31 protein-coding genes are annotated in these 24,136 nt (G+C 62.6%); 2 read left to right on the top strand and 29 right to left on the bottom strand.

The annotated features are described in order from the left end of the window. Positions 1-23: 23 nt before the first annotated feature. The 6 genes from DELCS14_RS30380 to DELCS14_RS30365 all read right to left on the bottom strand — a co-directional run bounded on the left by DELCS14_RS30380 (position 24) and on the right by DELCS14_RS30365 (position 3,211). Positions 24-437, bottom strand: a complete 414-nt coding sequence (locus tag DELCS14_RS30380) for a hypothetical protein (protein WP_157158238.1) — start codon at positions 435-437, stop codon at positions 24-26. Between the two features lie 136 nt (positions 438-573). Next, positions 574-774, bottom strand: coding sequence for a hypothetical protein (locus tag DELCS14_RS31140; protein WP_228676854.1), 201 nt, complete (start codon positions 772-774; stop codon positions 574-576). Positions 775-1,360: 586 nt separating this feature from the next. Next, positions 1,361-1,639 (bottom strand): hypothetical protein, encoded by a 279-nt coding sequence (locus tag DELCS14_RS31135; RefSeq protein WP_228676853.1) that lies wholly within the window; start codon positions 1,637-1,639, stop codon positions 1,361-1,363. Between the two features lie 208 nt (positions 1,640-1,847). Then, entirely contained in the window at positions 1,848-2,273 is a 426-nt protein-coding gene (locus DELCS14_RS30375) for a hypothetical protein (protein ID WP_157158237.1), read from the bottom strand. Between the two features lie 103 nt (positions 2,274-2,376). Continuing rightward, positions 2,377-2,685 (bottom strand): hypothetical protein, encoded by a 309-nt coding sequence (locus DELCS14_RS30370; protein WP_157158236.1) that lies wholly within the window; start codon positions 2,683-2,685, stop codon positions 2,377-2,379. Between the two features lie 115 nt (positions 2,686-2,800). After that, on the bottom strand, positions 2,801-3,211 hold the full coding sequence (locus tag DELCS14_RS30365) for a hypothetical protein (RefSeq protein WP_157158235.1): 411 nt from the start codon (positions 3,209-3,211) through the stop codon (positions 2,801-2,803). Positions 3,212-3,564: 353 nt separating this feature from the next. On the opposite strand from DELCS14_RS30365, the gene DELCS14_RS05495 reads away from it, so the two are divergent. Continuing rightward, a complete protein-coding gene (locus DELCS14_RS05495; protein ID WP_013800805.1) occupies positions 3,565-4,716 on the top strand; it encodes a Do family serine endopeptidase in 1,152 nt (383 codons plus the stop codon). Between the two features lie 69 nt (positions 4,717-4,785). Here the strand turns inward: DELCS14_RS05495 and DELCS14_RS05490 are convergent, their stop codons facing one another. Beyond that, positions 4,786-5,688 (bottom strand): D-hexose-6-phosphate mutarotase, encoded by a 903-nt coding sequence (locus DELCS14_RS05490; protein ID WP_013800804.1) that lies wholly within the window; start codon positions 5,686-5,688, stop codon positions 4,786-4,788. Between the two features lie 85 nt (positions 5,689-5,773). Here DELCS14_RS05490 and DELCS14_RS05485 point away from each other — a divergent pair, with 85 nt between their 5' ends. Further along, positions 5,774-6,964 carry a spherulation-specific family 4 protein gene (locus tag DELCS14_RS05485; RefSeq protein ID WP_013800803.1) on the top strand — a complete coding sequence of 397 codons (1,191 nt, stop codon included), beginning with the start codon at positions 5,774-5,776 and terminating at the stop codon, positions 6,962-6,964. An 85-nt stretch (positions 6,965-7,049) separates the two neighbouring features. Here DELCS14_RS05485 and hisA read toward each other — a convergent pair whose 3' ends face one another. The 22 genes from hisA to DELCS14_RS05375 form a co-directional block, all read right to left on the bottom strand. Further along, positions 7,050-7,790, bottom strand: a complete 741-nt coding sequence (gene hisA / locus DELCS14_RS05480; protein ID WP_012207316.1) for a 1-(5-phosphoribosyl)-5-[(5-phosphoribosylamino)methylideneamino]imidazole-4-carboxamide isomerase — start codon at positions 7,788-7,790, stop codon at positions 7,050-7,052. Positions 7,791-7,851: 61 nt separating this feature from the next. Further along, a complete protein-coding gene (gene hisH, locus DELCS14_RS05475; protein WP_013800802.1) occupies positions 7,852-8,520 on the bottom strand; it encodes an imidazole glycerol phosphate synthase subunit HisH in 669 nt (222 codons plus the stop codon). A gap of 81 nt (positions 8,521-8,601) precedes the next feature. Continuing rightward, complete coding sequence (gene hisB, locus DELCS14_RS05470) at positions 8,602-9,207, bottom strand: imidazoleglycerol-phosphate dehydratase HisB (RefSeq protein ID WP_012207318.1); 606 nt, start codon at positions 9,205-9,207, stop codon at positions 8,602-8,604. Beyond that, positions 9,204-10,328, bottom strand: a complete 1,125-nt coding sequence (gene hisC / locus DELCS14_RS05465; protein WP_013800801.1) for a histidinol-phosphate transaminase — start codon at positions 10,326-10,328, stop codon at positions 9,204-9,206. Before hisC ends, hisB begins: the two co-directional genes overlap by 4 nt. 53 nt (positions 10,329-10,381) lie before the next feature. Continuing rightward, a complete protein-coding gene (locus tag DELCS14_RS05460) occupies positions 10,382-10,819 on the bottom strand; it encodes a PIN domain-containing protein (RefSeq protein WP_043795720.1) in 438 nt (145 codons plus the stop codon). Further along, positions 10,816-11,064 (bottom strand): DUF6364 family protein, encoded by a 249-nt coding sequence (locus DELCS14_RS05455; RefSeq protein WP_043782827.1) that lies wholly within the window; start codon positions 11,062-11,064, stop codon positions 10,816-10,818. Before DELCS14_RS05455 ends, DELCS14_RS05460 begins: the two co-directional genes overlap by 4 nt. Before the next feature lie 134 nt (positions 11,065-11,198). Then, positions 11,199-12,515, bottom strand: coding sequence for a histidinol dehydrogenase (gene hisD, locus DELCS14_RS05450; protein ID WP_013800800.1), 1,317 nt, complete (start codon positions 12,513-12,515; stop codon positions 11,199-11,201). Between the two features lie 17 nt (positions 12,516-12,532). Continuing rightward, positions 12,533-13,204: a DUF6348 family protein gene (locus tag DELCS14_RS05445; RefSeq protein WP_013800799.1), complete on the bottom strand. Its 672-nt coding sequence runs from the start codon at positions 13,202-13,204 to the stop codon at positions 12,533-12,535. After that, positions 13,188-13,838, bottom strand: coding sequence for an ATP phosphoribosyltransferase (gene hisG / locus DELCS14_RS05440; RefSeq protein ID WP_012207324.1), 651 nt, complete (start codon positions 13,836-13,838; stop codon positions 13,188-13,190). Before hisG ends, DELCS14_RS05445 begins: the two co-directional genes overlap by 17 nt. Further along, positions 13,835-15,103 carry a UDP-N-acetylglucosamine 1-carboxyvinyltransferase gene (gene murA / locus DELCS14_RS05435; RefSeq protein WP_012207325.1) on the bottom strand — a complete coding sequence of 423 codons (1,269 nt, stop codon included), beginning with the start codon at positions 15,101-15,103 and terminating at the stop codon, positions 13,835-13,837. The genes hisG and murA overlap by 4 nt, the downstream gene beginning before the upstream one ends. A 96-nt stretch (positions 15,104-15,199) precedes the next feature. Next, on the bottom strand, positions 15,200-15,448 hold the full coding sequence (locus DELCS14_RS05430) for a BolA family protein (protein WP_012207326.1): 249 nt from the start codon (positions 15,446-15,448) through the stop codon (positions 15,200-15,202). Between the two features lie 128 nt (positions 15,449-15,576). Next, entirely contained in the window at positions 15,577-16,332 is a 756-nt protein-coding gene (locus DELCS14_RS05425) for an ABC transporter permease (RefSeq protein WP_012207327.1), read from the bottom strand. Continuing rightward, a complete protein-coding gene (locus DELCS14_RS05420) occupies positions 16,329-17,258 on the bottom strand; it encodes an ABC transporter ATP-binding protein (RefSeq protein ID WP_013800798.1) in 930 nt (309 codons plus the stop codon). The genes DELCS14_RS05425 and DELCS14_RS05420 overlap by 4 nt, the downstream gene beginning before the upstream one ends. A gap of 73 nt (positions 17,259-17,331) precedes the next feature. Then, on the bottom strand, positions 17,332-17,613 hold the full coding sequence (locus tag DELCS14_RS05415) for an STAS domain-containing protein (protein ID WP_013800797.1): 282 nt from the start codon (positions 17,611-17,613) through the stop codon (positions 17,332-17,334). 20 nt (positions 17,614-17,633) lie between these two features. Further along, positions 17,634-18,275, bottom strand: coding sequence for an ABC transporter substrate-binding protein (locus tag DELCS14_RS05410; RefSeq protein WP_013800796.1), 642 nt, complete (start codon positions 18,273-18,275; stop codon positions 17,634-17,636). A gap of 116 nt (positions 18,276-18,391) precedes the next feature. Beyond that, positions 18,392-19,195, bottom strand: coding sequence for a VacJ family lipoprotein (locus DELCS14_RS05405; RefSeq protein ID WP_013800795.1), 804 nt, complete (start codon positions 19,193-19,195; stop codon positions 18,392-18,394). Beyond that, complete coding sequence (gene mlaD / locus DELCS14_RS05400) at positions 19,192-19,677, bottom strand: outer membrane lipid asymmetry maintenance protein MlaD (protein WP_012207332.1); 486 nt, start codon at positions 19,675-19,677, stop codon at positions 19,192-19,194. Before mlaD ends, DELCS14_RS05405 begins: the two co-directional genes overlap by 4 nt. A 44-nt stretch (positions 19,678-19,721) precedes the next feature. Beyond that, a complete protein-coding gene (gene mlaE / locus DELCS14_RS05395; RefSeq protein ID WP_012207333.1) occupies positions 19,722-20,504 on the bottom strand; it encodes a lipid asymmetry maintenance ABC transporter permease subunit MlaE in 783 nt (260 codons plus the stop codon). Further along, the gene (locus DELCS14_RS05390; RefSeq protein WP_013800794.1) at positions 20,501-21,340 is read right to left on the bottom strand and encodes an ABC transporter ATP-binding protein; all 840 of its coding nucleotides are present in this window, start codon (positions 21,338-21,340) and stop codon (positions 20,501-20,503) included. The genes mlaE and DELCS14_RS05390 overlap by 4 nt, the downstream gene beginning before the upstream one ends. A gap of 218 nt (positions 21,341-21,558) precedes the next feature. Continuing rightward, positions 21,559-22,311 (bottom strand): amino acid ABC transporter ATP-binding protein, encoded by a 753-nt coding sequence (locus tag DELCS14_RS05385; RefSeq protein WP_034347627.1) that lies wholly within the window; start codon positions 22,309-22,311, stop codon positions 21,559-21,561. Between the two features lie 162 nt (positions 22,312-22,473). After that, positions 22,474-23,127 (bottom strand): amino acid ABC transporter permease, encoded by a 654-nt coding sequence (locus DELCS14_RS05380; protein WP_012207336.1) that lies wholly within the window; start codon positions 23,125-23,127, stop codon positions 22,474-22,476. Between the two features lie 131 nt (positions 23,128-23,258). Further along, on the bottom strand, positions 23,259-24,065 hold the full coding sequence (locus DELCS14_RS05375) for an amino acid ABC transporter substrate-binding protein (protein ID WP_012207337.1): 807 nt from the start codon (positions 24,063-24,065) through the stop codon (positions 23,259-23,261). Positions 24,066-24,136: the final 71 nt, after the last annotated feature.

The following is a 24,136-nucleotide window of genomic DNA, read 5'->3' as shown; positions in this document are numbered from 1 at the left end:
CAAGGGAGAAATAGCTTTCCTTTTCATTGAAGGAAGATCACAACCTTCAAACCCAAGATATCACCAAGAACAACATCCTCTCCAGCTTCATTTTCCCTCTTAGCAGCCCTTGCCAGATCTTGGGATATATTGAAAAAATCCAGAATAGCAAAGCATTTTCCAGCATCGACCGCAACACATGAATCAATAGAGTCTATCAAACCACGAACAAGATCAACATTTATTTTAAAAACCTCCTCAAAATTCACATTCAATTTTTCACGTTCAGACATTTCATCCAATTCAATCCTGGTTCTTGCATAGAGAACACTGTCACTGCCTACATCCTTTAAAAAGCCATCTTCATCACCCTCCACCCACAATGCGTATCCATGCTCTTGCTGAACGATGAATTCAACAGGATAATGAATATTATTTTTTATCATCAAACGATACATCTCTCACAATCTCTGTCGATTCGAACGATGCCATCAGCCTTTTCGTATTTTTAGTGTCGGTTCGGCTGAAACGTTCTTCGCCTCGATGAGCAACAGCACAGATTTAGCGGCTGACTGGGGTGATAGGTTAATTTTCCTATTTGAACAAATATTTATGCAGTTCAACAGCTTCAGTCTTTGTTATCTCAAGGGCATCTTTGCTAATAATAACAATATCAAGATATTTTTTCATTTTCTCAGCCTCCAACTCACTTACCATGTATATTTTTGCCAAATGAAGTACCGCTTCAACATCTCCAGCATCAAGATACTTTTCAAACCAATTCTTTGCCTTCACCAAATCACCGATAGTGCGATAGGTGATCCCAAGATTTAAAATAGCAGAAATACTCCCTGCTGCAACAGCCTTTTCATCCCATTCTATTTATATCTTAAAATCAATCTCAACGCCTTTCCCAGATCCATACATCACCCCTAACATCAGCATAGAATCCGCATCCTCAGAGTTTGCTGACTCAAGGAATAAATTCAAAGCCTTCCTGTAATTTCTTCTGTCATATGCTTCAGAGGCAATGGCGAACAATTCATTAGTCATCGATTACCCTCAATATCACTGACCTGCTGGTTTTTTCAAGCCGTTTATTTTTATAAGATGGCATACCTGATTGCCGCTAAAGGTGCGGTTGTGCTGGGTGTCTTAGACTGTTCAGTCCCACGGTGAGGTGGCGCGGATGAAGTCTAAAGCGGCTCGGGTCTTTTTTCCATGCCTCGCACATCGCACGGAATAGTTTTTTCCACCTGAGCGCCTCCAAGTGCTTGCCGAAGTTGTAGCTTTGAACGAATGAATGCCTGGACATGCTCCCGTAGCTGATCCAGGCTCTCGTACTCATACGCCTTGATCGTGGACTCCTTGAGGGTCTGATTCATGTGCTCGACCATGCCCCCGTTGGTCTAGGGGTGGTACGGCTTGGTATGCCTTTTTTCGATGCCATTGAACTTGCAGATGCTGTCTCCAGGAGCTGCCCCATGAGATCGTCCAGCGACAGATGTCCTTGATTGCGCAACGCGATTGCCAAGTGTTCTTGCTCTTGTGAAAGATGCTGGCTTGCTATGTCCCGCAGAACCATGCGCTCATCGAGCACAGAGGTGCGTTCACGCCACTTCGCCACGGTCTTGGGGTTAATGCCGTAGAGCTTGGACAAGGACCGATGCGAGCTGGTCGCTAGCTGGAGTTCTACGCGGATACGCGGCGTTGTGCGGGCACTGTCATGCGGGCGGATTGCCCTAGTGCTTTCTCCTCTTCCAGCTGAAGAATTTTCCTGCGACCGTACATCTAAGCACGCTCTCCTCCCATAAATCACTGGCCCGAAGAAATAGGCAGGTCACGTTGACACGGATTTTGCGCAAGTCCTAATTTCCCCCTCCACTTCTGCGCTCGAATAGCGCCGCCCCTAAAACGCTACAATAGTCTTTCGAATCAGATTTCTCTCTGCCATATTCCTTCACCTTATCAAGATAGCTCAATAAACATTTGTTGTAATCTTCTCTCGACTCAGGCTCCTGAAGAACGATAATAAATAGTGGCGCAAACAAGCCCCATTCATTCCGCTTAACAATATTATCAACCAGAGCACTGGCTGCCACAATATTATCTCGTGCAGCAGAAATATTCCCAGAATTATACATTTCCACAGCTTTCGATTCGTAATAAAACGCTCTTCTGATATCCTCTTCAGCAACCCATAATTTGCTAGCTTTGACTAAAAAAAATAAGCAAAGTACAAACCCACACAAAAAGACAATTATAAAAACGGAACCCACTAATAATTTTTTCATTTATTTTCCCCGAAGCTTGCCATGCATGAAGCATATTCAGCCTGGCACTCTGCCATCTTTTTAATCTGTTCTATTCCGATTGGTTCATTTGGATCAACATCCCCTAAACAATCTTTTCTATCTGCGTCGCAACAAATCTGAGGTCCTTTGTCGCAGCCAGTATCAAAAGTTTTTTACAAAGCCTCCATCTCAACCAATTGCCGATTGTACTTGCTCCGGGATCTTGAGTTTTCGCACATTGCGCATACCTTCCTTTGCAGTTTTCCAAAAAATCCTCCACTCCTTTTGGATCAATTGATACCAGAGAATTTTCAGAGGCATATAAATATAAATTGGGACCCGGCTCCAGCCCGATTGGATCAATTTGAACACGGCAGCAGTTAAATATCGATGTTACTGTGGCCTTGGGCATGCTACAGCTCTGCTATTTACATAACAAGCTCTTCTTGAAAATTTCTCAACTGACTATTTCTCTTAATTTTCCGACAAGTGACGCAAATCCATTTGTGTTGAGATATCCAATTAAATCAATTTAACTCATGACTTATACTCTCCCAACATTTCACTATAAGACTACGGTATTCTAGGCTAACGCCTTTACAGCTCTTGAAATAGCTTTCGTCTATTGGATTTTCCACTCTATATTTAGCAGCAAAATTCAAATCACTTCTGTATATACCATCCTTATAATTTAAATAATCTTCATCCATCAGAAATTCGTATGAAAAATTCACTCTACAAAACTTAAATAGATATTCTGTCGCTCTTATTTCTCCCAAGCAATCCGGAGTAGGGGCATTTTTCAGAGAGAAATTCACTTCTTTTATTGCAGAAAATTTCTCTATGTTTTCGCTTTCTGCTTTATGTGCGCGATATCCGACCTCGCATCCCAAAACAAAAGCAATCCCAACTGTAAGAGAACCAAGTATTCTTTTCATGCCTATTTCCCCAAGAGACTTTATCTTTTGGCAAGTTCCTACGCATCCCCGCTCTATTCATTGGGACGCGATTGTATTGAAATTCCTCATCCGTATCAAATCGTGACTTGAAAAAATAATTAGCAAGCCAATTTAAATAAGACTTGTCCCATTTTCAAATGGCGCAACAAAAAGATTGACACGCCCTTCAGCGCTTCAGAAAAAGGCAAAAATCGGCACATCCCGATATAGCAATGTCGGTTGTCCGGTGATTCATCGATCACCCAGCGCCCCAGCGAACGCGCCCACCACCGCCCTGTGTACGACATGCCTCACAATGAGGCCTTGTACTCCCGCACAGAACACCACACTTCATGAAACGCACCTGGCTGCTGTTTTCGCAGGTGGTCACCATCCTGGTGGCTGCCTACTTTGTCGTCGCCACCCTGCAGCCGGACTGGCTGCGCCGTGGAGCCGTGCGCAGCAATGCCGGCATCGCGTTGCTGGAGGCGCCGGCCACGCCCGTCGGAGAAGTCAGCCCCGGCAGCTTTGCACCTGCGGCCAAGAAGGCAGCGCCGGCCGTGGTGAGCATCAACACCAGCAAGGCGGTACGGCATCCGCGCAGCAACGATCCGTGGTTCCAGTTCTTCTTTGGCGACCAGGGCACGCAGGAGCAGGCAGGCCTGGGCAGCGGCGTGATCATCAGCACCGACGGCTACATCCTGACCAACAACCACGTGGTCGAGGGCGCCGATGACATCGAGGTCACGCTGACCGACAGCCGCCAGGCCAAGGCCCAGGTGATCGGTACCGATCCCGAGACCGACCTGGCCGTGCTCAAGATCGCCCTGGACAAGCTGCCCGTCATCGTTCTGGGCAATTCCGACCAGATCGACGTGGGCGACCGCGTGCTGGCCATCGGCAACCCCTTCGGCGTGGGCCAGACGGTGACCAGCGGCATCGTCAGCGCACTGGGCCGCAGTCAGCTGGGCATCAACACCTTCGAGAACTTCATCCAGACCGACGCCGCCATCAACCCCGGCAATTCGGGCGGCGCACTGGTGGACGCCAGCGGCAATCTGCTTGGCATCAATACCGCCATTTATTCGCGCTCGGGCGGCAGCATGGGCATCGGCTTTGCGATTCCCGTGTCCACGGCCAAGCTGGTGCTGGACGGCATCGTCAAGGACGGCCGCGTGGTGCGCGGCTGGATCGGCGTGGAGCCCAATGAACTGTCACCGGAACTGGCCGAGACCTTTGGCGTGAAAGCCGACTCCGGCGTGATCATCACCGGCGTGCTCCAGGCAGGCCCCGCTGCCCAGGCCGGCATGCGCCCGGGCGATGTGATCGTGCAGGTGGGCGACAAGCCCATCCGCAATGTGTCCGAGCTGCTGACCGCGGTGGCCGCGCTCAAGCCCGGCGAGGCCGCGAAATTCGATGTGCGCCGGGGCGAAGGCCCCGTGGAGCTGCAGATCACCCCGGGCCTGCGCCCTGCGCAGTCGGCACAACGCATGCAGCGCCGCTGACCCGGCTTACGAACCCATGGAAAAAGCGCCTGTTCACAGGCGCTTTTTCGTTCAAGAGCGGGTGCCGGACTACCGCTTGTGCAAACGCTGCGCCGCGCGCCAATGCGCGCCGGGCGCCACATGCACGGGCGCATCGATGGCGGCGGCCTCCACGCACAGCATCTGCCGCCACCCTTGTGGCGGCATGTCGGCCAGGCGGGCACACAGCACAGGACCGGGGTTCCAGACCACGGTCTCGCTCCAGGCGGCATCCTGCGAGATGCGCAAGCCTCCGGCAGGAGCGGCCAGTTCCATGGTCTTCTCGGGCCGGGGGTAGACGCGATCGAGCTCTTCGCCAAAGCGCACGTCGCCTTGCTGCGTGGGATGGGTGTCGGCCACGGCATCCCAGTAGAGCAGGCCGTCAAGGCCTTGCAGCCGGCATTGCTCCACGTCCGCCACGCGCAGGTAGCTGTGCAAGGCGGCAGTGAAGGCCAAAGGCGCGTCACCACGGTTGTGCACCACCAGCTCCACGTCAAGCCGGCCGGGCAACAGCGTCACCTCCAGCCAGGTCTCGAAGGAGTGCGGCCAGACGGCGCGCGTCTGCGGCGTATCGGCAAGCTTGAGCCGCAGGAACAAGCCATCGCCGGCAAGAACCTCGGCCTGTGCTGCATCAGCCTGCCACGGCAGGGTGCGCGCAAAGCCGTGCTTGACCAGCGGGCCGCGTTGGTTGAATTGGGGAAAGCAGACCGGAATACCGCCGCGTATGGGTGTGTGGCCGTCATGGGCGGCATGAGGGCTCAGGAACAGTTGCTCCTCGCCACCGGCCTGCCAGGACAGCAGCTGCGCGCCCTGCAAGGCCACCAGGGCGGTATCGCCGCAGGCCAGGCGCAGGCGGATGGCGGGCAGGCCCTGCCATGCATCAGTGCAGGCGCCGGGAGCTTGCGCGGCCGCAGGTAAAGCTGTTACCGCGGGAAAGGAAGATGTAACTTTCATGCTTGAATATAGCCTTTCCCCCGCTCAGCCCTCCTCTGTCATGCAACGCTCCCACGCTCCCTCTTCTCTTGTCCTGCGACTCGGCATGCTCGCCCTGGCCGCCTCGGTGGCCTCCTGCGGCGGAGGCGGCGGTGGTGACAGCAACGCTGGCGGTGGCAATGGCGGTAATGGGGGTGATGGCGGCACCGGCCAGCCCGGAGTGACCTCGGTCACCGTGCAATGGACGGCCCCTGCCGCCAGGGATGTGGTGACTGCAGGCTCGGCACTGGCCCTGCGTGCAAGTGTTCTGGCCGATGGCGTGAATGCCGCCGATGGAACCGTGGTGAGCTTCAGCGCAGCCACAGGCGTCAGCACCTCGGCACTGACCAGCTCCGGCGTGGCAACGGCTTCGCTGACCGGCGCCACGCCGGGCCGCCAGCAGGTGCAGGCCAGCGCCACCGTGGCAGGCCGCACGGGCAGCGCTTCCCAGACCTTCTATCTGCGTCCTGCACCTGCACCGCTGCGGGTGCTGGTGCCCACGTATTTCTATCCCACCGGCTCGGGAGCCACAGCCTGGAATGCGCTGACCGCCAGCGCACAGGCGAATCCGACCGTGCAGATGACGGCCATCCTGAATCCGGCCAACGGCATTTTCAGTGGCCCGGACGCGAACATCACGCGCGCCGCCACCGCTTTTGCCAACGCGGGCGGGCAGCTGGTGGGCTATGTGAGCTCCAGCTATGGCACGGGCACGCGATCGCTGGCCAGCATCCAGGCCAATATCGACAACTATTTCACGCACTACGGCGCAGGCTTGGTCAAGGGCTTCTTCATTGACGAGATGGCGGCCACCACCAACCGGCTGGACTTCTACCGCACCATCTACCAGTACATCAAGGCGAAGAATCCCAACCTGATCGTGATCGGCAACCCGGGCCTCGTGCCCGTGGCCGGTTATGCCGATGTGGCCGATGTGCTGACCACGTTCGAGGGCAAGGGCTCCACCTACGCCACCTACGATCCGCGCACGACGAGTTTTGACTGGCTGTACGGGCTGCCCAACAGCCACCAGGCCTCGCTGGTGCACAACGTGTCGGGCTGCGCGGCCATGCAGTCGGCCGTGCAGTCGGCCGCCTCGGCCCGCTACCAGGCGGGATGGATCTACGTGACCCAGCTGGAGTTCGAGCCCAGCACCGGCGTGGGCAACCCCTGGGCCGGGCTGCCGAATTACTGGGATGCCTTTGTGCAGACCGTGCGCGCCGCCAATGCCGGGCAGGCCATGCCCGCCTGCTCGTAAAGAAAGCCTGAATCCCTGGTGCTGAATGCAGCGCGGGCGCCTGTGAAGCACAGGCGCCCGCGGATACAGGGAAGGCGCAGGCCGTTCAGGCCCTGAGCTCGTCGGCGCGGGCCTGCGCCGCGGCGAAGTCAAGGTCGCCCGAGTAGATGGCGCGGCCGCAGATCACGCCTTCGATGCCTTCGTCCTCGACCTTGCACAGCGCTTCGATGTCGGCCATGCCCGCCAGGCCGCCCGAGGCGATGACGGGAATCTTCAGCGATTGCGCGAGATTGACGGTGGCGTCGATGTTGATGCCCGTGAGCATGCCGTCGCGGCCGATGTCGGTGTAGATGATGGACTCCACGCCCCAGTCCTCGAAGCGCTTGGCCACCGAGTGCACGTCCTGGCCCGTGAGCTTGCTCCAGCCGTCGATGGCGACCTTGCCGTCCTTGGCGTCGAGCCCGACGATCACATGGCCGCCAAAGGCGCTGCAGGCGTCCTGCAGAAAGCCGGGGTTCTTCACGGCAGCGGTGCCGATGATCACGTAGCTGATGCCGGCATCTATGTATTTCTCGATGGTGTCCAAGTCACGGATGCCGCCGCCGAGCTGCACCGGGATCCGGCCGTCCACCTCTTTGAGGATGGCCTTGATGGCCACCAGGTTCTTGGGCTGGCCCGCAAACGCGCCATTGAGGTCCACCAGATGCAGGCGGCGTGCGCCGGCGTCGAGCCAGCGGCGGGCGATGATGGCCGGGTCTTCGCCGAACGTGGTCGACTGGTCCATATCACCCTGGATGAGGCGTACGCAGTGGCCGTCCTTGAGGTCGATGGCAGGAATGAGCAGCATGATGGTTTGCGAGCAATGAAGGCCTGGGATGCAGCGGCCGGTGCGGGGAGGGAAAGAGGGTTCAGGGCTTCCAGCCCAGAAAGTTGCGGAACAGGGCCAGGCCCTGGTCCGCGCTCTTTTCGGGGTGAAACTGGGTGGCGAAAATATTATCGCGTGCGATGGCGCAGGCAAAGCGCCCGCCGTAGTCGGCCTCTGCAGCGCAATGCTGGGGCTGCTGCACCACGGCGTAGAAACTGTGCACGAAGTAGTAGAAGCTGTCTTCGGGAATTCCACGCCACAGCGGGTGGGACTGCCCGGCATTGTGCTTGCGGTGCACGCGGTTCCAGCCCATTTGCGGCACCTTGAAGCGGCTGCCGTCGGCCTGGACGCGGCCCGCCAGATCGAACTTGCGCACATTGCCGGGGATCAGGCCCAGGCCAGGCACATCGCCCTCGTCGCTGTGGTCCAGCAGCATCTGCATGCCCACGCAGACGCCGAACAGGGGCTTGTTGGCAGCGGCGTGCAGCACGGCGTCCTGCAGGCCGGATTCGCGCAGTTCGCGCATGCAGTCGGGCATGGCGCCCTGGCCCGGCAGCACGACCCGGTTGGCGGCCAGCACCACCTCGGGATCGGCGGTGACCACGACCTGCCAGCCGGAGTCGGCGGCGGCCGTGCGCACGGCCTGGGAAACCGAGCGCAGATTGCCCATGCCGTAATCGACGACGGCGACGGTGTTGTCAGTCAAACTCATAGCGTGTGGCGCGTGTTCGGTCGGATTTTCGGCTGGATTGCCCGGTCAGATCAAGCTCTGACCGGAGTCAATCGCTTCTCTTTACAGAGCGCCCTTGGTCGAGGGGATGACGCCGGCCATGCGCTCGTCATGCTCCAGCGCAAAGCGCAGGGCGCGTGCGAAGGCCTTGAAGATGGTCTCGCACTGGTGGTGGGCGTTGAAGCCCTTGAGATTGTCGATGTGCATGGTCACGCCCGCATGGTTGACGAAGCCCTGGAAGAATTCGTAGACCAGCTGGGTGTCAAGCTGGCCGATGCTGCCGGCCGTGAATTTCACGTCCATGTGCAGGCCTGGGCGGCCCGAGAAATCGATGACCACGCGGCTCAGGGCCTCGTCCAGCGGCACATAGGCATGGCCGTAGCGGCGGATGCCCTTCTTGTCGCCCACGGCCTTGGCAAAGGCCTGGCCCAGGGTGATGCCGATGTCCTCCACCGTGTGGTGGCCGTCGATGTGCAGGTCACCCTCGCAGTCGATATCGAGGTCGATCAGGCCATGGCGCGCGATCTGGTCGAGCATGTGGTCCAGAAAGCCGATGCCCGAGCGCAGGCTGGCCTTGCCCGTGCCGTCCAGGTTGATGGCGACCTTGATCCGGGTCTCGGCGGTATTGCGCTGCACTTCGGCGGTGCGTGCGGGAGCTGCATTGCTCATAGGGATTCCTTCAGGGCCGCCAGCATCTGGGCGTTTTCTTCGTGGGTGCCCACGGTCAGTCGCAGGCAGTTGGCCAGCAGCGGGTGCATGGCAGAGACATTCTTCACCAGCACGCCCCGGGCCTTCATCTCGGCCTGGGCGCGCGCGGCATCGCGCACGCGCAGCAAGACCATGTTGGCCTCGGATGGCCAGATCTTTTCCACACCCGGCAGCGTGGCCAGCGCATCGATCAGCGGCTGGCGCTCGGCGCGGATGGCCACGGCCTGCTGCGCATACAGCGCCTCGTGCTCCAGCGCGAAGATGGCCGTCTCGCAGTTGAGCACGCTGATGTTGTAGGGCGGGCGCACCTTGTCGATCTCGCCGACGATGGCGGCCGGGCCGATCAGGTAGCCCAGGCGCGCGCCTGCCAGGCCGAACTTGCTGAGCGTGCGCATCAGCAGCACATGGGCGTTGCGGGCCGGGTCGGCGCGCATGTTCTCTGCCCAGCTGCGGCGGGCGAAGGGCTGGTAGGCCTCGTCCATGACGACCAGGCCGCCAATGGCGCCGACCGCGTCGATCACGGCCTGCACATCGGCCTCGGCCCAGAGCGTGGCCGTGGGATTGTTGGGATAGGCGATATAGGTGATGGCGGGGCGGTGCTCGGCAATGGCGGCGCGCATGGCGGGCACGTCCAGCTCGAAGTCGGCCGTCAGATTGACGCCCACAAAGTCCAGGCCCTGCAGCCTGGCGCTCATGGGGTACATGACGAAGCCCGGCATGGGCGCCAGCATGGTGGCGCGGCCCTCGGCGTGGGGCTGGGCACAGGCCAGGGCCAGCAGCGTGATGATCTCGTCCGAGCCGTTGCCCAGCAGCACGGCGCTGCCGGCCGGCGCCTGCGCGTAGCGGGCCAGCATGTCCTTGAGCACTTCCTGGCGCTCGCCAGGGTAGCGGTTGATCTCCAGCCGGCCCAGGCGCTCGCCCAGCGCGGCCTGCAATTCAGGGGGCAGGCGGAAGGGGTTCTCCATCGTGTCCATCTTGAGCAGGCCTTGCGAGGGCTGCACATGGTAGGCATGCATGGCGCGGACATCGGCGCGGATGCGCTCCAGGGCCAGGGCCTGAACCTGCGGAATGGAAGCTGTCATGGCATGCACACTTTCACGAGTCAGTGGGGGAAGAAATCCATCAGCGAAGCCGCTCAGGCCTGCTGCTGCGGCAGCGCCTGGTGCAGCGGGTGCACCATGGCGACGCCGCCAAACTGGGTGCCGTGCGGCAGGTGCAGGGTCAGCATCTGCTCGCAGCCGCTGTGCTGGGCGCAGGCCACGGCCAGGCAGTCGCCAAAGGCCAGCTGGTGGCGCGATTGCACCGCCCAAGCGGTTTCCAGCGTGGCGGCATCGGTCTTCCAGGGCGTCCAGGTCTGGTAGCGGCGGATGGCGGCGCGCGCATCGCCCTGCGGCAAAGGCTGGGCGGACGTGGTGACCTGTTCATAGAACTCGCACAGCGACTGGCTGCCGGTGCGCCCGCTGCGCGTGCGCCACAACAGGTCCAGCCACTGCAGCACGGCGGCATGCAAGGCGCCCTGCCCCGTGTCTTCGGCAGCGACCAGCACGGAGGTATCGACAAAGACGGTGTTCATGCCTGGCCCTCGCGGCGCAGCGCGGCACTGCGCTGGGCGGGCTGTGCAGATGACGGCTGGCCGCCGTCCCAGCCGCGCTCGTCCGTACGCCAGGCCAGGTAGGCGCGCTCGTAGGCGTCCTCGCGGCGCTGCATCTCGGCCATGAAGTCGCCCACCATGCGCGAGACGCTGGTGCCGCGGCGCGCGGCCTCGATGCGGGCCCATTCGAGCACGCTGTCTTCGACGGTGATGGTGAGGTTCTTCACAGGGCGCAAGTCTACACGAAATTCGTGTTCCACTGATTTCGTGTCAATTCTTGACACGCTTGCTCTGGCGTTCAGGCAGCAAAAAGCGCCGCCCCTTTCGGTAACGGCGCCTTCACTCAACACGAAGCGAGTGTCTACTTCAAACGCATTTCGGCCGCACGCGCATGGCCTTGCAGGCCTTCGCCATGCGCCAGCACCGAGGCGATGCGGCCCAGGGTCTGGGCGCCCTGCTCGCTGACCTCGATGAGGCTGGACCGCTTCTGGAAGTCATAGACCCCCAGCGGCGAGGAAAAGCGCGCCGTGCCGCTGGTGGGCAGCACATGGTTGGGGCCGGCGCAGTAGTCGCCCAGGCTCTCGCTGGTGTAGGCCCCCAGGAAGATGGCGCCTGCATGGCGCAGCAGCGGCTCCCACTGGTGGGGATCGTTGCTGGAGACTTCCAGGTGCTCGGGCGCGATGCGGTTGCTGATGGCGCAGGCCTCCTGCATGTCGCGCGTGAGGATGAGGGCACCCCGGTCGCTCAGGCTCTTGGCGATGATGGCGCGCCGCGGCATCTCGGGCAGCAGGCGGTCGATCTCACGCTGGACGGCGGCGATGTAGTCGGCATCGGGACACAGCAGGATGCTTTGCGCCAGCTCGTCATGCTCGGCCTGGCTGAACAGGTCCATGGCCACCCAGTCGGGCGGCGTGCTGCCGTCGGCGAGCACCAGGATTTCACTGGGGCCGGCAATCATGTCGATGCCCACGGTGCCGAACACACGCTTCTTGGCGCTGGCCACATAGGCATTGCCGGGGCCGGTGATCTTGTCCACCTTGGGGATGGTGGCCGTGCCGTAGGCCAGGGCCGCCACGGCCTGGGCACCGCCGATGGTGAAGCCGCGCGTGACGCCGGCCACATAGGCGGCGGCCAGCACCAGGGCATTCTTCTCGCCGCGCGGCGTGGGCACGACCATGATGATTTCCTGCACGCCAGCCACATGGGCGGGAATGGCATTCATCAACACGCTGGACGGATAGGCCGCCTTGCCGCCGGGCACATAGATGCCCACGCGGTCCAGCGGCGTGACCTTCTGGCCCAGCAGGGTGCCATCGGCGTCACGGTAGCTCCAGCTCTCGCCGCTGGCGCGCTTTTGTGCCTCGTGGTAAGTGCGCACGCGCTGGGCGGCGGCCGTCAGCGCATCGCGCTGCTCGTCGCCCAGACTGTCGAAGGCGGCCTTGAGCTCGGCCTGCGTCAGCTCCAGCGCTGCCATGCCGTCCACCTGCAATCCGTCGAAGCGCGCCGTGTACTCCAGCACGGCCGCATCGCCACGCTTTTGCACATCGGCCAGGATGTCGGCCACGCGCTGCTCGATGGCCGCGTCCGTGTCTGCCGACCAATGCAGGCGCTGCGCAAAATCGTGTTCGAAGTTGGCGTCCGCAGTCGACAGGCGGGCAGGGGCAGCTACATATTCCATTGTGGTTTCCTTGGGGTCTAGCAGGCCGTCTCGCAGCCGTGCTTCAGTATCAAGAACAGGCGCGCGCCGTAGTAGCCGTCGCGCAGGGGCCAGTCCTGGTCGCGCAGCAGGGCTTCAGCGCTGGGCCACTTCTGATTGTCCTTGAGCGCTTCAATGGTGAAATCACCATTGTTCTGCCCGACAAAGAAGCGGAACCAGTGCAGGTCCTCGTCCTTGTCCAGCGCCTCGGCCTCGATCAAGGCCCGCAGGCGCTCAGTGATGCCTTCGGGCAGCGGGGCATCGTTGCGAAGATGCCAGGGGCCCGGATAGGCCTGCCATTGTCGGCCATGGGCCTGCCAGGCCTCGGCTGGCACGGCATCCTCATCGCGCGCCGTCCACAGGGCGGAGAGCATCACATGCAGGTCGCTGACAGCGAAGTGGCCGAATGCGTCGTGCATTCCCTGCAGGCCTTCACCCAGGCCCGTGAAATTCTCGATGATCTCGTACCCGTCCGGCAGGCGGACCACCACGGCCAGGGAACCGACCAGGGGATGGCCGAGGTAGGCACCGCGCCAATCAGCCAGCACGCCTGGTGCCTGGCCGCCAGGCAGCAGCCAGCCGTTGTATTCCTCGCAGGGCAGGCCATGCGCGGCGAAACACAGCGCAAGCGCCTCCTTCGCCGGATCGCCGGGCTCAGCCCCTGGGGCCATTTACCGCCTCGGCGAAGGCATCGATGATGTGGCGCAGCGGCTCGCGCTTGAGCTTGAGCGCCGCCTGGTTGACCACCAGGCGCGAGCTGATCTCCATGATGGGCTCGACCTCGACCAGGTCATTGGCCTTGAGCGTGTTGCCGGTGGACACCAAGTCGACGATGGCGTCGGCCATGCCGGTCAGCGGGGCCAGCTCCATGGAGCCGTAGAGCTTGACCATGTCCACGTGCACGCCCTTGGTGGCGAAGAAGTTGCGCGCGATCTCGGGGTACTTGGTGGCGATGCGCAGGCGGGCGCCCTGCTTGACGGCCAGCGCATAGTCGAAGCCGTTGCGCACGGCCACGCTGACGCGGCAACGCGCGATCTTCAGGTCCAGGGGCTGGTACAGGCCCTGGGCGCCATGCTCGATCAGCGAGTCCAGTCCGGCCACCCCGAGATCGGCGCCGCCGTACTGCACATAGACCGGCACGTCGGAGGCGCGCACCAGCACCACGCGCACGTCGCTCTTGTTGGTCTCGAAGATCAGCTTGCGCGACTTTTCAATGTCTTCGCTGACCGAGATGCCGGCAGCGGCCAGCAGCGGCACGGTTTCGTCGTAGATACGGCCCTTGGACAGGGCAATCGTGATGGTCATTGGGAAACTCTTTCGATGTCGGCACCCAGGCCGCGCAGCTTGTCTTCCATGCGATCGTAGCCGCGGTCCAGATGATAGATGCGATCGACCAGGGTCTCGCCCTTGGCCACGAGGCCGGCGATGACCAGGCTGGCCGAAGCGCGCAGGTCGGTGGCCATGACGGCCGCGCCCGACAGCGACTGGCTGCCGGTGATGGTGGCAACGCGCCCGTCGGTGGTGATCTGCGCGCCCAGGCGCAGCATTTCGTCCACGTGCATGAAGCGGTTCTCGAAGATGGTCTCGGTGACCATGCTGCAGCCTTCGGCCACCAGGTTCAGCGCCATGAACTGCGCCTGCATGTCGGTGGGAAAGCCCGGGTATTCGGTGGTGCGGAAACTCTGGGCCTTGAGCTTGCCCGCCGCGCGCACGCGGATGCCGCCGTCCTCGGCGGACACCTCAGCGCCCGCATCCTTGAGCTTGTCGATGACGGCGCCCAGATGGTCGGCGCGGCCATTGCGCAGCAGCGCATTGCCGCCCGTTGCGGCCACGGCGCACAAAAAGGTGCCGGCCTCGATGCGGTCGGCCACCACCTGGTGCTCGCAGCCGCCCAGGCGCTCCACGCCCTGGATGACGATGCGGCCGGTGCCATGGCCTTCAATTCTTGCGCCCATCTTGATGAGCATTTCGGCCAGGTCGCCGATCTCGGGCTCCATGGCGGCGTTTTCCAGCACGGTCTCGCCTTCGGCCAGCACGGCGGCCATCAGGAAGTTCTCGGTGCCCGTGACGGTCACCATGTCGGTGGTGATGCGGGCGCCCTGCAGGCGCTTGAGATGCCCGGGCAGGCACGCGTTCATGTAGCCGTTCTCGACAACGATCTCGGCGCCCATGGCCTGCAGGCCCTTGATGTGCTGGTCCACGGGGCGCGAGCCGATGGCGCAGCCGCCGGGCAGCGACACGCGGGCCTGGCCGAATCGGGCCAGCAGCGGGCCCAGGGCCAGGACCGAGGCGCGCATGGTCTTGACCAGTTCGTAGGGTGCCTCGGGGTTGGACAGAGAGCCGGCGTTGATGCGCACGGTGCCGCTGTCATCGTGCTCGGCGCTGACACCCATGTTGCGGATGAGCTTGAGCATGGTGGCCACGTCCTGCAGGCGCGGCACGTTGCGCAGGGTGACGGGCTCGGACGACAGCAGCGCGGCGCACAGCTCGGGCAAGGCGGCATTCTTGGCGCCGGAGACCGTCACCTCGCCATGCAGCGCTCGGCCACCGCGAATCAGGAGTTTGTCCATGGCTGACAGCCTTGAATCTGGAAATCGGGGAAAAGAAGATGCTGCACGGGCCGTGGCGACCGGTGCAGCAGGAGTCTGAAGTGCCTGACCGCCGGCTCAGGCCTGGCCGGCCTGGGCAGCCCACTCGGCGGGCGTATAGGTCTTCATGGACAGGGCATGGACCTCGTCGGTGTGCATGCGCTGGCCCAGCGTGGCGTAGACCAGGCGCTGGCGCTGCAGCAGTCGCTGGCCCTCGAATTGGGCCGAGACGATGGTGGCAAACCAGTGCCGTCCATCACCTTCCAGTGCAATGTGTTCGCAAGGCAGGCCGGTGGCGATCAGTTCCTTGAGTTGGTCTGCAGTCATGGGGGGAAGCTTTCCTGCCATGCATCGTGGCATGGCCTTGGTTGGCGGCGGCGCCGGGCGCCGGCCGCCTGTTCATGGGTGGATTCAACAATGCGGGCACAGCGCCCGCCGCAGCCTGTGGAAAAACCTCAGCCGCGGATCTTGTAGCCGATGCGCAGCAGGTGCACGGCCAGGGCGCTCACCGCCAGCCAGGCCGAGCCGACGATGGCCAGGCTGACCCAGGGCGACACGTCGCTCTGGCCGAAGAAGCCGTAGCGGAAGCCGTCGATCATGTAGAAAAACGGGTTCAGATGGCTGACTTTTTGCCAAAAAGGTGGCAGCGACTGGATGGAATAGAACACGCCCGACAGGAACGTCATGGGCATGATCAGGAAGTTCTGGAAGGCCGCCATCTGGTCGAACTTGTCCGCCCACAGGCCGGCGATCACGCCCAGCGTGCCCAGCAGCGCCGCGCCCAGCAGGCCGAAGACCAGAATCCACAGCGGCGCCGTGAATTCGGGAATGGCGAAGTACAGCGTGACGATGAACACGCCCACGCCCACCAGCAGCCCGCGCAGCACCGAAGCGCCCACGTAGGCGCCAAACCACGCCCAGTGCGACAGCGGCGTGAGCAGCACGAAGACCATGGAGCCCATGATCTTGCTCTGCACCAGGCTGGAGGAGCTGTTGGCGAAGGCGTTCTGCAGCACGCTCATCATCACCAGGCCGGGGATCAGGAAGGCCGTGTAGCTGATGCGGTCGTAGACCAGCACCCGGCCTTCGAGCACATGGCCGAAGATCAGCAGATAGAGCACGGCCGTGAGCACGGGTGCAGCCACGGTCTGGAAGCTGACCTTCCAGAAACGCAGCACTTCCTTCTTGAGCAGGGTCTGCCAGCCGTTCATGCCGAAGCTCCCTGCGAGGTCTGGCCTTGCTCGTTCATCACGTGGATGAAGACATCCTCCAGATCGGCACGGCGGATTTCCACGTCCTCGGGGACGACGGAGCCCTCGCGCAGCGCGGCGAGCAGGCGCTCCACATCGCTGGCATCGTTGGCGGGTATCTGCACGATGCGGCCGGTCACCCGTGCCCGCGCGGCGAGGGCCGGCGGCAAGGCGGTATCGGTCTTGAACTGCAGCACGTTGGAGGAGGCGGACTTGAGCAGATCCGACATGGTCGAGAGCTTGACGATGTTGCCCTGCTTGAGCATGGCCACGCGGCTGCACAGCGCCTCGGCCTCTTCCAGGTAATGGGTGGTGAGCAGCACGGTATGGCCTTCGCGGTTCAGGCGCGCGATGAAATGCCACAGCGTCTGGCGCAGCTCCACGTCCACGCCGGCCGTGGGCTCGTCCAGCACGATGATGGGCGGCTTGTGCACCAGGGCCTGGGCCACCAGCACGCGGCGCTTCATGCCGCCGGACAGCTGGCGCATGTTGGAGTTGGCCTTGTCGGTCAGCCCCAGGCTGTGCAGCAGCTCGTCGATCCAGTCGTCATTGTTCCTGACGCCGAAATAGCCGGACTGAAAGCGCAGTGCCTCGCGCACATTGAAGAAGGGATCGAAGACCAGCTCCTGCGGCACGATGCCCAGCTTGCGCCGGGCAGCCGAGTAGTCGGCATGCACGTCGCTGCCCTGGACCAGCACGCGGCCGCTGGTGGCGCGCGACAGGCCGGCCAGGATGCTGATCATCGTGGTCTTGCCAGCGCCATTGGGACCGAGCAGGCCGAAGAACTCGCCCTCCTCGATGTCCAGACTCACGTGGTTGAGCGCCTGGAAGGCCCCCTTGGGGGTCTGGTAGGTCTTGGAGATGGATTGGAATGAGACGGCAGACATGCGAGGCGCGATTCTAGGCCCTTGCAGCCAAACCTGCCTTGCAGGGCTCTTTGCAGCGGCGCGCTGCGCCGGCTCAGGAGGGGGAGGATGCGTCGGTCAGCAGCCCGTCGACGCCGTACAGCGCCGCCATGGACTGCAGGCCCTGCGGCAGGCCCACGACCACCAATTGCTTGTCGGCCGCCTTCGCGGTGCGGCGGCAGGCCAGCAGCACGGCCAGGGCGGCCGAGTCGAAGACTTCGATGCCGCTGGCATCGACGCGCACCTGGGCGCCATCGAAGGCCTGCACCTGGGGCTGCAGCTGCACAAGGCAGCTGCGCGCCTGGCGGTAGGTCAGTTCACCGGGGAGCTGCAACATGGCGCGTGCGTCAGCGGCTGTCAGCCCTTGGAGGGCGGCGTGGCCGGCATCTTGCTGCGCGTGGCCAGGGTCTCGATCAGGCCGTCGATGCCGCGGGCATTGATTTCCTGGCTGAACTGGTTGCGGTAGGTTTCCACCAGCCACACGCCCAGTACGTTCAGGTTGTAGATCTTCCAGCCGTCGCCGGACTTTTCAAGGCGGTAGTCCAGCTGCACGGGCTCGCCGCGGCCCAGCACTTCGGTGCGTACCAGCACATCGATGTCGCCGGGCGCAGCACGCACCGGCTTGACATTGATGGTCTGGTTGCTGACCTGGGTCAGCGCGCCCGAATAGGTGCGGATCAGCAGGGCCTTGAACTCGGTCTCCAGCTTCTCGCGCTGTGCAGGCGTGGCCTGGCGCCAGGCCGGGCCCACCGAAGCCGAGGTCATGCGGCGGAAATTCACATAGGGCATGACCTTGTCATTGACCAGCGCATTGACCTTGGAGACATCGCCCTCGCGCAGCGAGGGGTCCTTCTTGATGGTTTCCAGCACGTCGGTGGAGACACGCTTGATCAGCGCATCAGGGGTTTCGTCGGCCGCGTGGACGGGCAGCGCAGCGCCCCAGGTTCCCATGGCCAGCACGGCTGTCGCAGCAGCGCTCCAGGCACGTCGATTGATCATCACTTTTCCTTTCCCAGCAGGGCCTCAATGCCCCGGACCGGGTTGATATTGCACATTTTTCCGGCCGCGCCGTGTCAGGCGCGGACCGTTTTTCATCTCGGGATGTTACGAACTGCTTACTTTGCGCCGTCTTCGGGCGGCAGTTTGCCGGCATCTTCGTCGTAGTCCTCGATGCGGCCGTCATCGCCGGACTTGCCACGCCGCAGGTTCAGGTAGACGTCACGCGTCAGGCTGTAGCGGTCAAGGGCGACGGAGTCCAGCGTGTCCGAGGCATTGAGCAGGCGTGCACGCGTATCCACCAGTCGCAGCACATACAGGCTGTTGCGCACGGGGATGTCGTTGATCGCCGTCAGGGGGTTGCCCCAGGCATCCACAGGCAGAGCCGCCGTGTCACGCACCGTGGACGGGCCGAGCAGCGGCAGCACCAGGTACGGCCCCGTGGGCACGCCCCAGCGGCCCAGCGTCTGGCCGAAGTCCTGCTTTTGGCGCTCTATGCCGGCCTCGCTGGCGATGTCGAGCAGTCCGCCCAGACCGAAGACCGTGTTCACCGAGAAGCGCACCATGGAGTTGTAGGCACCCTCGGCCTGGCCCTGCAGCGCGTTGTTCACGAATGACCAGGCATCGCTCAGGTTGGAGAAGAAGTTGCTCACCCCATCGCGCGCCAGGCGCGGCGTGACATCGCGGTAGGCCGTGGCCACCGGCTTCAGGACGGCGCGGTCCAGCCCGTCATTGAACGAGTACATGCTGCGGTTGAACGGCTCGAACGGATCCTGGGGGTTGCGTGCCTCGCCCGGAGCGGTGGCGCAGCCGGCGAGCAGCGAGGCGGCGGCCAGCGTGCCGAGCATGGCTGCGCGCTGCCAGGAGGCTGCCTGGGCGGCAGGGCGACCCGCAGTCGCCTGTTCATGGTGGTTGGTTGTCATTCTTTGCCTCCTGCACCGGAGCTGCCACCCTGCTCGGCCTTGCCGTAGAGGAACTGTCCGATCAGATTTTCCAGCACAACGGCCGACTGGGTTGCGACGACGCGGTCGCCATCCTTGAGATTGTGGTCATCTGCACCGGCTTCGATGCCGATGTACTGGTCGCCGAGCAGGCCGCTGGTCAGGATCTTCAGGGAGCTGTCCTTGGGAAAGGCGTAGCGGTTTTCCAGGGCCATGGTCACGCTGGCCTGAAAGACCTTGTCGTCGAAGGTGATGGATTCCACGCGGCCCACGACAACGCCCGCGCTGCGCACGGCTGCCTTGGGCTTGAGTCCGCCGATGTTGTCGAAGCGCGCGGTCAGCGTATAGGTCTTCTGGAAGTTCAGGCTCAGCAGGTTGGCCGACTGCAGCGCCAGGAACACCAGCGCCGCAGCGCCGATCAGCACGAACAGTCCGACCCAGACATCACTCTTGGATTGCTGCATGGTTTGTTTTTCCTTGATTTGCGAGAGGTGGCACCGGTGCCGGGTCAAAGGCTGAACATCGTGGCCGTGAGCAGGAAGTCCAGCCCCAGCACGGCCAGCGAGGCCATCACCACCGTGCGCGTGGTCGCGCGGGACACGCCTTCGGGCGTGGGCTTGGCTGCATAGCCCTGCAGCAGCGCGATGAAGGTCACCGCCACGCCGAACACCAGGCTCTTGAGAACGCCGTTGCCCAGGTCATACCACCAGTCCACGCCGTTTTGCATCTGGCCCCAGAAGGCGCCGCCATCGACGCCGATCATGACCACGCCCACCAGCCAGCCGCCGATCACGCCGACGGCACTGAAAACGGCCGCCAGCAGCGGCATGGCGATCAGGCCGGCCACGAAGCGCGGCGCCAGGATGCGGCGCACCGGGTCAACGGCCATCATCTCCATGGCCGACAACTGCTCGCCGGCCTTCATCAGGCCGATCTCGGCCGTCAGCGCCGTGCCGGCACGGCCGGCAAACAGCAGCGCCGTGACGACGGGGCCGAGTTCGCGCACCAGCGACAGCGCCACCAGCAGGCCCAGCGCCTCGGCCGAGCCATAGCGCTGCAGCGTGTAGTAGCCCTGCAGGCCCAGCACGAAACCGACGAACAGGCCGGAAACGCCAATGATGGCCAGCGAATAGTTGCCCAGGAAATGGATCTGGTCGCCGATCAGCCGCGGGCGGCCCAGCGCAGGCCCCATGAGGGCGAGCAGGCGGCCGAACAGGCGCGTGCCCATGCCCAGCTGCGTCAGCTGTTGGCGAACCGCCGCGCCAATGCGCGCAGGATGCAGCCGGTTCATGCGTGCCTCCTGCCGTTGCTCTTGCCGGAGCTTGCGGGGTTGCCGAAATCTTCCTCGGCGCTCACGCCGGGGTAGTGGAAAGGCACGGGACCGGTGGCCCGTGCGTGGATGAACTGCTGCACCAGCGGGTCGGGATTGGCCCGCACCTCATCTGGCGAGCCCTGGGCGGCGACGCCGCCGTTGCCCAGGATGACCACATGGTCGGCCACGTGGAAGGTTTCCTCCACGTCATGGGACACCAGGATGGAGGTCAGTCCCATGGCATCGTTGAGCTCGCGGATCAGCTGGGCGGCCGTGCCCAGGGAGATGGGGTCCAGCCCGGCGAAGGGCTCGTCGTACATGATCAGTTCGGGGTCCAGCGCAATGGCCCGCGCCAGCGCCACGCGGCGGGCCATGCCGCCCGAGATCTCGCTGGGCATGAGGTCGCGCGCACCGCGCAGGCCCACGGCATGCAGCTTCATGAGCACGATGTCGCGGACCAGTTCGTCGGGAAGATCGGTGTGCTCGCGCAGCGGGAAGGCCACGTTGTCGAACACGCTCATGTCGGTGAACAGCGCTCCGAACTGGAACAGCATGCCCATGCGCCGGCGCGCGGCGTACAGGCCTGCGGCGTCCATGGTGGTGACGTCCTTGCCATCGAACAATACCTGCCCCTGCTGGGCATGCTGCTGGCCGCCGATCAGGCGAAGCACGGTGGTCTTGCCGCCGCCCGATGCCCCCATCAGGGCCGTGACCTTGCCGCGCGGCACCTGCAGCGACAGGTCGCGCAGGATCACACGTTCGCCATAGCCGAAGGTGACGTTGCGCAACTCCACGAAAGAGGCGGTTGGGATCATGCTGTGGTGCGGTCGATAAATGTTCGCAGGCAAGCCCGCTATTGTGCAGACAGGTGCCGATGCCTGCTCATCACCCCCTGAGATAAACATACATCCGTGTATGTTTCTCAAAAAGTCATGGCAGAAAACGCCATAAAAAAAAGAGCATGCTTCGCTTGCTACACAAGCGTTGCACGCTCTCTGGACCTGGGGAAAGTCCGGACTGGACAGATGTTTTTTTACAACATGTTCTGCAGAAATGCCTGGGTCCGGGCGTGCTGCGGCGCTGCAAAAAAGGCTTCCGCCGGGCCTTGCTCGACGATCTCGCCCTTGTCCATGAAGATCACGCGATTGGCCACCTCGCGGGCAAAGCCCATCTCGTGGGTCACGACCAGCATGGTCATGTGCTCCTGGGCCAGCTCGCGCATGGTGCGCAGCACTTCGCCGGTCAGCTCCGGGTCCAGCGCGGAGGTGGGCTCGTCGAACAGCAGGATGTCCGGCTCCATGGCCAGTGCCCGGGCGATGGCCACGCGCTGCTTTTGCCCGCCCGACAGGCGGTTGGGATAGGCATCGCGCTTTTCCAGCAGGCCCACCTTGTGGAGCAGCGCCTCGGCCTTGGGCACGATCTGCTCGCGCTTGAGGCCCTTGACGACGATCGGCGCCTCGATGATGTTCTCCAGCACCGTGAGGTGCGGGAACAGGTTGAAGGACTGGAACACCATGCCCATCTTGCGGCCGATCTGGCGGATCTGCGCCTCGGGCACGTAGTGGGCGCGGCCGTCCGCGCCGCTGTCCACCAGCACCTCGCCCTCGACGGCGACACGGCCGCTGTCAATGGTTTCCAGGTGGTTGAGGCAGCGCAGGAACGTGCTTTTGCCCGATCCCGAAGGACCGATGACGGCCACCACCTCGCCGCGCGCCAGCTCCAGCGAAACGCCGCGCAGCACCGGCACGCCGCCAAAGCCCTTGCAGATGTTCTGCGCACTGATCATTGTTTCGGTATTCATGTCAGTTGCCCATGTTCAATGCCGACGAAAGGGGCGCAACCCAGGCATGGGACACCGAGGAAGGGCCGCCCCGCACCGAGGGTGTCGTCCCCCTCCCGCGTAGCGAGAGAGGGGGAAGGCGCGAAGCGACTCAGGGGGTGTCGCGTTTCACGCGTCATACTTTGCATGGCGTTTTTCTAGGTATTGGAAGATCCAGGTCAACACGAGAGTCATGACCAGATAGAAGCCTGCGGCCACCACGAAGGGCGTGATGGTGAAGTCGCGCTGCACGATGCCGCGCGCGGCGCGCAGCAGGTCGTTCAGGGCCAGCACGTAGATGAGCGAGGTGTCCTTGACCAGGGTGATGGTCTCGTTGCTCACAGGCGGGATGATGCGCGCCCACATCTGCGGCAGGATGATGCGGCGCATGGTCTGGCCGTAGCTCATGCCCAGCACCTTGGCACCCTCGTACTGGCCGCGGTCCACGGACTGGATGCCCGCGCGGAAGATTTCGGCGAAGTAGGCGGCGTAGTTCAGCGCGAAGGCGACGACGGCTGCAGGGAAATCGGGCAGGCGCACGCCGATCACGGGCACGAAGGGCAGCGCGAAGTAGATGAACAGCATCTGCAGCATCAGCGGCGTGCCGCGCATCAGCCAGATGTAGCCGCCTACCAGCCGGCTCAGGGCGGGAAAGCGGGAGATGCGCATCAGCGCCAGCGACAGTCCCAGGGGGATGGACAGCGCCAGGGTGATGACGAAGAGCTTGAGGGTGACCAGGGCGCCGGCGGACAGCGGCCCCATGAGCGAGATTACATATTCCATCGAATGGCCTCAGTGCGGTGCGCGGCCCCGCCGGCATCGGCAGGATCCGGGCAGCCACGGGCGCGTGCGTCCCAGAACGCAAAAGACCGGCAATGCCAGGCTGGCCTTGCCGGTCGCATGGTGTGCCGGATTTACTTGATGATGTCCTTGCCGAACCACTTGGAGGCGATTTCGGCAGCCTTGCCGTCCTTCTTCATCTCGGCCAGTGCGGCTTCGAGCTTGCCAAGAACTTCGGTGTCTTCCTTGCGCAGGCCCACGCCGTAGTCCTCGGTGCCGAAGTTGTCCTCGAGCACCAGGTACTCGCCAGCCTTCTTAGCAACGTGGAAACGCCCCACGACCTCGTCGACCACGACGGCGTCCAGGCGGCCGGCCGACAGGTCCATCAGCGCGGTGATGTTGTCGCCGAAGGTCTTCAGGTCCTTGAAGCTGGCGGCAACGGCGGCGTCCTTCTTGATGGCGTCCACGGCCGAGCTGCCATCCTGCGCGCCCACGACCTTGCCTGCCAGGCCGGCCTTGTCCTTGATGTCGGAGTTGGCGCGCACGATGATGATCTGGTGGTTCTCCATGTAGGGCGCGGTGAAGGCGATGTTCTTCTTGCGCTCTTCGGTGATGGTCAGGCCGTTCCACAGCGCGTCGACGCGCTTGCCGACCAGCTCGGCCTCCTTGGCGCTCCAGTCGATGGGCTTGAAGTCCACTTCCACGTTCATGCGCTTGGCGGCTTCACGCGCCATGTCGATGTCGAAGCCGACGATCTCGTTCTTGTCGTCACGAAAGCCCATGGGCGGGAAGTTGTCGTCCAGGCCGATCACCAACTTGGTCATGGCTGCCGGCACGGGGGCGGCAACCGGCGCGGCGGCGGTCGATGCGGACTCGTTCTTGCCGCAGGCTGCCAGCAGTGCAGACAGGGCCACCATGGCCAAGAGGGTGCGTTTTTTCATGGCTTAAAGCTTTGGAGTGGAAAAAGCGAAAGGCGGCGGCCGCTGCACGCAAGGTGCGCAATCGTTGTAAT

The organism is Delftia sp. Cs1-4 (assembly GCF_000214395.1).
In the GTDB taxonomy this organism is placed as follows: domain Bacteria; phylum Pseudomonadota; class Gammaproteobacteria; order Burkholderiales; family Burkholderiaceae_C; genus Comamonas; species Comamonas acidovorans.
The sequence above is the reverse complement of the archived record's forward strand: the minus strand, read 5'-3'. Positions and strand labels throughout refer to the sequence as shown.